Origin of the sequence: Burkholderia sp. Se-20378, from assembly GCF_017104665.1 — a bacterium.
In the GTDB taxonomy this organism is placed as follows: Bacteria; Pseudomonadota; Gammaproteobacteria; order Burkholderiales; family Burkholderiaceae; genus Burkholderia; species Burkholderia lata.
Genome location: NZ_JAAGPG010000307.1, coordinates 1 through 9,690, shown reverse-complemented (window position 1 = coordinate 9,690; position 9,690 = coordinate 1). Strand labels below are relative to the sequence as shown.

At 65.4% G+C, this 9,690-nt stretch carries 8 protein-coding genes; 7 read left to right on the top strand and 1 reads right to left on the bottom strand.

What is annotated here, in order from left to right:
* Nucleotides 1-657, bottom strand: a 657-nt coding sequence (locus G3N93_RS26115) for a PrpR N-terminal domain-containing protein (RefSeq protein WP_206134266.1), incomplete at its 3' end; no start/stop codon positions are given.
* Nucleotides 658-827: 170 nt separating this feature from the next.
* Between G3N93_RS26115 and prpB the strand changes: the two genes are divergently transcribed.
* From prpB to G3N93_RS26080, 7 genes are all read left to right on the top strand, one after another.
* On the top strand, nucleotides 828-1,721 hold the full coding sequence (prpB, locus tag G3N93_RS26110; protein WP_011353756.1) for a methylisocitrate lyase: 894 nt from the start codon (nucleotides 828-830) through the stop codon (nucleotides 1,719-1,721).
* Between the two features lie 214 nt (nucleotides 1,722-1,935).
* On the top strand, nucleotides 1,936-3,108 hold the full coding sequence (gene prpC, locus G3N93_RS26105; protein WP_122948256.1) for a 2-methylcitrate synthase: 1,173 nt from the start codon (nucleotides 1,936-1,938) through the stop codon (nucleotides 3,106-3,108).
* Between the two features lie 77 nt (nucleotides 3,109-3,185).
* Nucleotides 3,186-5,780, top strand: coding sequence for a Fe/S-dependent 2-methylisocitrate dehydratase AcnD (gene acnD, locus G3N93_RS26100; RefSeq protein ID WP_174940696.1), 2,595 nt, complete (start codon nucleotides 3,186-3,188; stop codon nucleotides 5,778-5,780).
* 26 nt (nucleotides 5,781-5,806) lie between these two features.
* On the top strand, nucleotides 5,807-6,997 hold the full coding sequence (prpF, locus tag G3N93_RS26095; RefSeq protein WP_011353759.1) for a 2-methylaconitate cis-trans isomerase PrpF: 1,191 nt from the start codon (nucleotides 5,807-5,809) through the stop codon (nucleotides 6,995-6,997).
* A gap of 675 nt (nucleotides 6,998-7,672) precedes the next feature.
* Entirely contained in the window at nucleotides 7,673-8,122 is a 450-nt protein-coding gene (locus tag G3N93_RS26090; RefSeq protein ID WP_174940698.1) for a helix-turn-helix transcriptional regulator, read from the top strand.
* Between the two features lie 164 nt (nucleotides 8,123-8,286).
* Nucleotides 8,287-9,195, top strand: coding sequence for a hypothetical protein (locus G3N93_RS26085; RefSeq protein WP_174940700.1), 909 nt, complete (start codon nucleotides 8,287-8,289; stop codon nucleotides 9,193-9,195).
* Nucleotides 9,196-9,505: 310 nt separating this feature from the next.
* A partial coding sequence (locus G3N93_RS26080; RefSeq protein WP_206134265.1) for a CoA transferase occupies nucleotides 9,506-9,690 on the top strand: 185 nt, incomplete at its 3' end.

Below are 9,690 nucleotides of genomic sequence, written 5' to 3'. Positions count from 1 at the left end.
GCGCAAGTGCTGGAGCAGGTTGTCGAGCCGCTGGCGGCGGAATGCTTCGGCATGCGTCGCATACGCGACTTCGAGCGCAGTATCGACGGCCTTGCGTACCGATGCGTGCGAATACAGGAACACCGCGCCCATGCCGGCGCTGGCCGCGAGATCGGTGACGAGGCCGGGGCCGACGATCGTCTCGATGCCGCGGTCGCGCAGCTCGTGCACGCAGGCTTCCGCTTCCTGTGCAGACTGATATGACGCAAACTGCACGTCGAGGCCGTACGCGGCGACGAAGCGGCGCACTTCGGGCGGCGTTTCCCCGGCGCTGACGAGCGCGATCCGCGATGCGTCGCGCCGTGCGCGCGCGAGCGCCTGCATCACGTCGAAGCCGGTCGGCGACACGACCACCACCGGCACCTGCGCACGCGTTTTCAGGAAGCCGCCGTTCGAGCCGGCCGCGACGATCACGTCGGGCCGCGCGGTGCCGGCCTCGGCGATCGCGCTGAGCGCATCCTCATAGGCGCGCGTGACGATGCGCACGTCGGCGCGTTCGTCGAATTCGCCGGCGATCTCGCGAAAGAGATCGCGCAGGCGGCTGATGCCCATCGCCCAGATGCGCGGGCGCACCGCGCGATCGGCCGGGCCGACGGGCTTGGTCGAGGAGAGGTCCATGGCGGTCGATTATGCGCGTGCGATTTCATTTTTGAAACATGAAATTGCCAAATTGAAATCATTGGGCGCTGCCTCGCCCGTACCAGGTGCTTAAGAATCAGTGGGTTAGCGACGTTGTGCGAGCTGGCCCGGTCCTTGCTGTTAACGGTCGTTCCTTCAGGAGGCCGTTCATGAGCAATACGCATCTTCAGAGCGCCGGCGCGAAATTCCGCGCGGCAGTCGCGGCGGAGCAGCCGCTGCAGGTCGTCGGCGCGATCACCGCCTACGCAGCCAAGATGGCGCAGGCCGTCGGCTTCAAGGCCGTGTACCTGTCGGGTGGCGGCGTCGCCGCGAACTCGCTCGGGATCCCCGACCTCGGCATCAGCACGATGGAAGACGTGCTGATCGACGCGAACCGGATCACCAATGCGACCGACCTGCCGCTGCTGGTCGACATCGATACGGGCTGGGGTGGCGCGTTCAACATCGCGCGCACGGTGCGCTCGTTCATCAAGGCAGGCGTCGCGGCCGTGCACCTGGAAGACCAGGTCGGCCAGAAGCGCTGCGGCCACCGTCCGGGCAAGGAAGTCGTGCCGGTCGAAGAAATGGTCGATCGCGTCAAGGCGGCGGTCGATGCGCGTACCGACGACCAGTTCGTGATCATGGCGCGCACCGACGCCGCCGCGGCCGAAGGGATCGACTCGGCGATCGAGCGCGCGGTGGCCTACGTCGAAGCCGGCGCGGACATGATCTTCCCGGAAGCGATGAAGTCGCTCGACGACTACCGCCGCTTCAAGGCAGCCGTGAAGGTGCCGATCCTCGCGAACCTGACCGAATTCGGCTCGACGCCGCTGTTCACGCTCGACGAGCTGCGCGAGGCGAACGTCGACATCGCGCTGTACTGCTGCGGCGCGTATCGCGCGATGAACAAGGCCGCGCTGAACTTCTACGAGACGCTGCGCCGCGACGGCACGCAGAAGGCGGCCGTGCCGACGATGCAGACGCGCGCCGAGCTGTACGACTTCCTCGGCTATCACGAATACGAGCGCAAGCTCGACGAGCTGTTCGCGCAGGGCAAGAAGTAACGCGCCCACGCGCCGGGATTCGATCCCGGCGCGCCTTGCATGGGGCCGCACCAGGCGTTGAAGCGCCAAGTCCGGCCGACAGCTTTGCATGGGGCCGCACTAAGCGCTGAAGCGCCAAGTCCGGCCGACCGCGAAGCATGGGGCCGGACTAAGCGCTAAAGCGCCAAGTCCGGCCGACCGCTGATACCCCCGATACACATTGGAGAACGGAAACATGAGCGAGACGAAAGACGCAGCAGCACCGGCCGCCGCAGGCGCATTCAAGCCGAAGAAGTCGGTGGCGCTGTCGGGCGTGACGGCCGGCAACACGGCGCTGTGCACGGTCGGCAAGACCGGCAACGACCTGCACTATCGCGGCTACGACATTCTCGATGTCGCCGAGTCGTGCGAATTCGAGGAAATCGCACACCTGCTCGTGCACGGCACGCTGCCGAACCTGACCGAACTGGCCGCATACAAGACGAAGCTGCGCGCACTGCGCGGCCTGCCGAACGCGCTGAAGGCGGCGCTCGAGCAGATCCCGGCGTCCGCGCACCCGATGGACGTGATGCGCACGGGCGTGTCGGTGCTCGGCACCGTGCTGCCGGAGAAGGACGACCACAACCTGCCGGGCGCGCGCGACATCGCCGACCGCCTGATGGCATCGCTCGGCTCGATGCTGCTGTACTGGTATCACTTCTCGCACAACGGCAAGCGCATCGAAACGGAAACCGACGACGACTCGATCGGCGGCCACTTCCTGCACCTGCTGCACGGCAAGACGCCGTCGAAGTCGTGGGTCGAGGCGATGCACACGTCGCTGATCCTGTACGCGGAGCACGAATTCAACGCGTCGACGTTCACCGGCCGCGTGATCGCGGGCACGGGCTCGGACATCTACTCGGCGATCACCGGCGCGATCGGCGCGCTGCGCGGGCCGAAGCATGGCGGCGCGAACGAAGTCGCGTATGAAATCCAGAGCCGCTACAGCTCGCCGGACGACGCCGAAGCCGACATCCGCCGCCGCGTCGAGAACAAGGAAGTCGTGATCGGCTTCGGCCACCCGGTCTACACGATCTCCGATCCGCGCAACAAGGTGATCAAGGGCGTCGCGCACAAGCTGTCGAAGGAAGCGGGCGACCTGAAGCTGTACAACATCGCCGAGCGCCTCGAATCGGTGATGTGGGACGCGAAGAAGATGTTCCCGAACCTCGACTGGTTCAGCGCGGTGTCGTATCACATGATGGGCGTGCCGACCGCGATGTTCACGCCGCTGTTCGTGATCTCGCGCACGTCCGGCTGGAGCGCGCACATCATGGAGCAGCGCATCGACAACAAGATCATCCGCCCGAGCGCGAACTACACCGGTCCGGAAGACCTGCAGTTCGTACCGATCGAAAAGCGCTGATCGCCCACCGTGCACACCGGCCTCCCGCGTGACGGGGGCCGGCGTGCGCCGGACGCCATACCCGAGTGCCCCACACCATGAATACCGCCAACCGCAAACCCCTGCCCGGCACGTCGCTGGACTATTTCGACGCGCGCGCCGCGGTCGAAGCGATCGCGCCCGGCGCCTACGACACGCTGCCGTATACGTCGCGCGTGCTCGCCGAAAACCTCGTGCGTCGCTGTGATCCGGCGATCCTTGCCGATTCGCTGAAGCAGATCATCGAGCGCAAGCGCGAACGTGATTTCCCGTGGTTCCCGGCGCGCGTCGTGTGCCACGACATCCTCGGGCAGACCGCGCTCGTCGATCTCGCCGGCCTGCGCGACGCGATCGCCGACGGCGGCGGCGACCCGGCCAAGGTGAACCCGGTCGTGCCCGTGCAGCTGATCGTCGACCACTCGCTCGCCGTCGAATGCGGCGGCTTCGATCCGGACGCGTTCGCGAAGAACCGCGCGATCGAGGATCGCCGCAACGAGGATCGCTTCCACTTCATCGAGTGGACGAAGAAGGCGTTCGAGAACGTCGACGTGATCCCGCCGGGCAACGGCATCATGCACCAGATCAACCTCGAGAAGATGTCGCCGGTGATCCAGGCGCAAGACGGCGTCGCGTATCCGGACACCTGCGTCGGCACCGACAGCCACACGCCGCACGTCGACGCGCTCGGCGTGATCGCGATCGGCGTCGGCGGCCTCGAAGCGGAGAACGTGATGCTCGGCCGCGCATCGTGGATGCGCCTGCCCGACATCGTCGGCGTCGAGCTGACCGGCAAGCGCCAGCCCGGCATCACCGCGACCGACGTCGTGCTCGCACTGACCGAGTTCCTGCGCAAGGAAAAGGTGGTCGGCGCGTACCTGGAATTCCGCGGCGAAGGCGCGGCGAGCCTCACGCTCGGCGATCGCGCGACGATCTCGAACATGGCGCCCGAATACGGCGCGACGGCCGCGATGTTCTTCATCGATGGCCAGACGACCGACTACCTGCGCCTCACCGGCCGCAGCGACGAGCAGGTGAAGCTCGTCGAGACCTACGCGAAGGTGGCGGGCCTGTGGGCCGATACGCTGGACAACGCGCAATACGAGCGCACGCTGACGTTCGACCTGTCGAGCGTCGTGCGCAACATGGCCGGCCCGTCGAACCCGCACAAGCGGCTGCCGACGTCCGATCTTGCCGCGCGCGGGATCGCCGGCCAGTGGGAAGAGAAGGCGGGCGAGATGCCCGACGGCGCGGTGATCATCGCTGCGATCACGAGCTGCACGAACACCAGCAACCCGCGCAACGTGATCGCAGCGGCGCTGCTCGCACGCAACGCGAACGCGCGCGGCCTCACGCGCAAGCCGTGGGTAAAGAGCTCGCTCGCGCCCGGCTCGAAGGCGGTCGAGCTGTACCTGGAAGAAGCGAACCTGCTGCCCGAACTCGAGAAGCTCGGGTTCGGCATCGTCGCGTTCGCGTGCACGACCTGCAACGGGATGTCGGGCGCGCTCGATCCGAAGATCCAGCAGGAGATCGTCGATCGCGACCTGTACGCGACGGCCGTGCTGTCCGGTAACCGCAACTTCGACGGCCGCATCCACCCGTATGCGAAGCAGGCGTTCCTCGCGTCGCCGCCGCTGGTGGTCGCGTATGCGATCGCCGGCACGATCCGCTTCGACATCGAGAAGGACGTGCTCGGCCACGACCAGGACGGCAAGCCCGTCACGCTGAAGGACATCTGGCCGACCGACGAGGAGATCGATGCGATCGTCGCATCGAGCGTGAAGCCCGAGCAGTTCCGCAAGGTCTACGAGCCGATGTTCGCGCGTAGCGCCGATGCGGGCGAGCGCGCGGCGCCGCTGTACGACTGGCGCGCGCAGAGCACGTACATCCGCCGTCCGCCGTACTGGGAAGGCGCGCTGGCCGGCGAGCGCACGCTGCAGGGGATGCGCCCGCTCGCGGTGCTCGGCGACAACATCACGACCGACCACCTGTCGCCGTCGAACGCGATCCTGCTGAACAGCGCAGCCGGCGAATACCTCGCGAAGATGGGCCTGCCGGAAGAAGACTTCAACTCGTACGCGACGCACCGGGGAGACCACCTGACCGCGCAGCGTGCAACCTTCGCGAACCCGACGCTGATCAACGAGATGGCGATCGTCGACGGCGCGGTGAAGAAGGGCTCGCTCGCGCGCGTCGAGCCGGAAGGCAAGGTCATGCGGATGTGGGAAGCGATCGAGACGTACATGAATCGCAAGCAGCCGCTGATCGTCGTGGCCGGCGCCGACTACGGCCAGGGCTCGTCGCGCGACTGGGCGGCGAAGGGCGTGCGGCTCGCGGGCGTCGAGGCGATCGCCGCCGAAGGCTTCGAGCGGATCCACCGCACGAACCTGATCGGGATGGGCGTGCTGCCGCTCGAGTTCAAGCCGGGCACGAACCGGACGACGCTCGGCATCGACGGCACCGAGACCTTCGACGTGATCGGCGAGCGCACGCCGCGCGCCGACCTGACGCTCGTGATTCACCGCAAGAACGGCGAGCGCGTCGAGGTGCCGATGACGTGCCGGCTCGATACGGCCGAGGAAGTGTCGATCTACGAAGCAGGCGGCGTGCTGCAGCGCTTCGCGCAGGACTTCCTCGAATCGTCGCAGGCGGCTTGATCGAGTCACACAGGGATAACGCACACATGGCTCACACTCCTCAAATCAGGATTCCCGCGACCTATATCCGCGGCGGCACCAGCAAGGGCGTGTTCTTCCGGCTGCAGGACCTGCCGGACGCCGCGCAGGCGCCGGGCGCCGCGCGTGACGCGCTGCTGCTGCGCGTGATCGGCAGCCCCGATCCGTACGGCAAGCAGATCGACGGGATGGGCGGCGCGACGTCGTCCACCAGCAAGACGGTGATCGTGTCGAAGAGCACGCGGCCCGGCCACGACGTCGACTACCTGTTCGGTCAGGTTTCGATCGACAAGGCGTTCGTCGACTGGACCGGCAACTGCGGCAACCTGTCGGCGGCGGTCGGCCCGTTCGCGATCAGCGGCGGGCTCGTCGATCCGGCGCGCGTGCCGCGCGACGGCGTCGCGACCGTGCGGATCTGGCAGGCGAACATCGGCAAGACGATCGTCGCGCATGTGCCGGTGACGAACGGCGCGGTGCAGGAGACGGGCGACTTCGAACTGGACGGCGTCACGTTCCCGGCCGCCGAAGTGCAGCTCGAGTTCATGGACCCGGCCGCCGAGGAAGAAGGCGCGGGCGGGTCGATGTTCCCGACCGGCAACCTCGTCGACGATCTCGCGGTGCCGGGCGTCGGTACGCTGAAGGCGACGATGATCAACGCGGGCATTCCGACGATCTTCGTCGAAGCGGAAGCGATCGGCTATACGGGCACCGAGCTGCAGGACGCGATCAACGGCGATGCGAAGGCGCTCGAGAAGTTCGAGACGATTCGTGCGCACGGCGCGCTGCGCATGGGCCTGATCGACACGCTCGATGAAATCGCGACGCGGCAGCACACGCCGAAGATCGCGTTCGTCGCGAAGCCGGCCGATTACGTCGCATCGAGCGGCAAGCGCGTGAACGCGGGTGACGTCGACCTGCTGGTGCGCGCGATGTCGATGGGAAAGCTGCACCACGCGATGATGGGCACGGCGGCGGTCGCGATCGGCACGGCCGCGGCGATCCCCGGCACGCTCGTCAACCTGGCGGCGGGCGGCGGCGAACGCAACGCGGTGCGCTTCGGGCATCCGTCGGGCACGCTGCGCGTCGGCGCGGAAGCGCAGCTCGAGAACGGCGAATGGACCGTCACCAAGGCGATCATGAGCCGCAGTGCGCGTGTGCTGATGGAAGGCTGGGTGCGCGTGCCGGGCGACGCGTTCTGAGCGTTGCCGCGGCGCCCCGATGCGGGCGTGCGCGGCAGGCGGGTTTCCCGCTTCGCCGGTTTCACGACTGGCGAAGCGGGCGGTCCGCCGGTGATGCGACGACGCGCGCAACGCGCTCGTCGCATTCGATATCGTGTTCAGCGGCCACTTGCCGCGCGGCATGGCCTTGCGTCGCGATCGATACGCGCGACGTGCTCACTCCGCTGATTCCGCACGCCCCACGGCTTCGCGTTCGCGCGGCCTTCGACCTGCCACCCAGGCATCCTGTCCACACGCGTCGTCGACGTTCCTGATCCCGATTTCGAGTTCGCATGCGGTCATCGGATCGTACGGGCGCCAACGTTTGATCCGTACGCGGGTGGATTGAGCGAGACGTGCGCCGCGCGGCGGCATTCTGCAACGCTTCAATACGAAAGAAAATTCCGGCTGCGCATGTGCGAAAAATAAAAACATATTGATTGTGGAAAACGATTCCGGTTCGTGATTCGGTGCATGTGCAGTTTCAGCGTTTTATTCGATGTGTTGATTTGTATCGACGTGCGCATTAATCAGGTGCGTTGGGGTGTGGTATAAGCGACGCTCCTGTCGGAAATTTCGACCATAAATAGCGCAGCCGACAGCACCGCATTCAACTGACCATCCCTACCCGGCGGCGAAAATGACACGACCGGGCCGATGGATTCGGATCCTGCTCTCACGCCGCGAGAGAAAGAAGTTCTGGATCTACTGTGTCGCGGGTTCAGCAACAAGGCCATCGCCGCTCATCTCGATATCGGGCTCGATACCGCGCGCCGCCATGCGAGCCGCGTCAAGCAGAAGACCGGCGTTCAATCCGTCATTGCGTTGCCGGGTCGCGCGCTTCCCGACGACCTCGTGTGGCCGGATCAAATCGACCTGGGCGGCATCCGCCTGAGTCCGGCCGAATCCCGCGTGCTGCGGCTGCTGTGCCAGGGGCACGGCAGCAAGCAGATCGCGCGCCTGCTTCAGATCAGCCCCCGCACCGTCGACAAGCATCGCGAGCATTTACTCGATAAATGCCGCTGCGAATCGACGCGTCAACTGGTGGCGTTGATTGCCGGTCAATACGCGAAATGTGGCATGGCCAATTCGTCGGCTGAATCTTAATCTGGCTCCATGCACTGAATATTCGAATTCATGAATTGAGTTGTGAATAGTTTTCAAATTCGAAATTGTGCAATTTACCTATAAACACGGATTTGCCGTTTTGCGTGCGATGCTCGCCGTGCGCAAGCAGTCCATTCTCAGCGAGCTATTCGAGGGACCAGAAAATGAGCATCCTGAAAGTTTGTCGTTGGCCGAAAGTCGGTGTCAGTTGGGACGTGATTACGGAAGGCAACGGAGAGCTGAAGAAAAAGGCCGGCGAGAAGTTCTCCGTGACCGGCGTGAACAAGGACAACCTCCGAACCGAAAACACGTATTACATCTACCAGGGTACGCATGTCGACCAGGGGCAGAAGGTCGTGTGCAAGAGCCTCAGCCCGACCGGAAACGTGGCCGAGTTCGAGGTGCAGGCGCAGTTGTTCCAGGTCGAGGAGTACGGTGCGCTCGTCCAGTCGTTCCAGAACGTGCTGGCAGCCGCTACCAAGACCGTCGACATCGGGATCGGCAAGAAGGATTTCGCGACGCTCAAGCAGGCCGGCTACAACCTGTGCTTCGCGAAGAAGGTCGGCGACGCCGATTACAACATCGTGTGGCGCGCGTCGTTCGAATACCTCGAGGACAACGAGTTCTCGTGGACGCCGATCTACCAGATCTTCGGGACCAACCGCTACCAGGACGGCATCTCGGTCAAGGCGTCGACCAAGAAGGTCTCGATCGGCGTCGGGGAGATCATCACCCTCGACAAGTTCGGCCAGTTCGGGACGCCGTCGACGGGCGGCGATCCGACCGCGATCAACATGGAGAACGACTACGGCGACATCCATCCCGGCATCTGCCAACTGAGCACCGGTATCGACGGCGAGGCCGTCAGCACGCCGATCTACGTGGCGCCCGACGTGATGGTGTCGGGTGACGCGTCGTTCACGCCGATCGAGAAGGTGCTGGTGTGGTTCGAGCAGAACATCCAGACCTCGACGATCTTCGCGAAGTCGCGATCGCGGAGCATCGAAATCGACCTGACGAGAACGAATTCGACGGGGCGAGTCTACGAAGGCGGTCAATGGAAGACGCCGTAACCCGCCCGCGATCGAACGGGTAAGCAGCCGCTACGTCGAGATCGATCTCTCCGGCGTGTCGACGGCGGCCCGGGTGTATCAGGGGCAGTCCTGGGTCATACCCTGACGGCAGAGGCCGGCGCGCTTGCGCCGGCCTTTTTGCATGCCCGTCCGCGTGCCCTTCGCCGTGTCGTTTCGCCCGCCATTTCCGCAGGTCGCACCGATTGCCTTCGCGGCGCGAAAGCGCGTCAGAATACGTGAATCCGACGGACATTCCCTTTTCGCGTGACGGCTCGTCCGTTCGCTTCGATTGCATCCCCATGAGGTCGCCATGCCATTGAACACGCCGCTTTCCGGCATCCATATCGTCGAATTCGAGGGGCTCGGCCCCGGCCCGCTCGCGGGCTGGATGCTTGCCGGGATGGGCGCGCGGATCACGCTGATCGCGCGACCGTCCGGCCGCACGAGTGCGCCGGATGCGTTGAAGGCCCGCGACGGCGACCTGCTGCGCGAAGA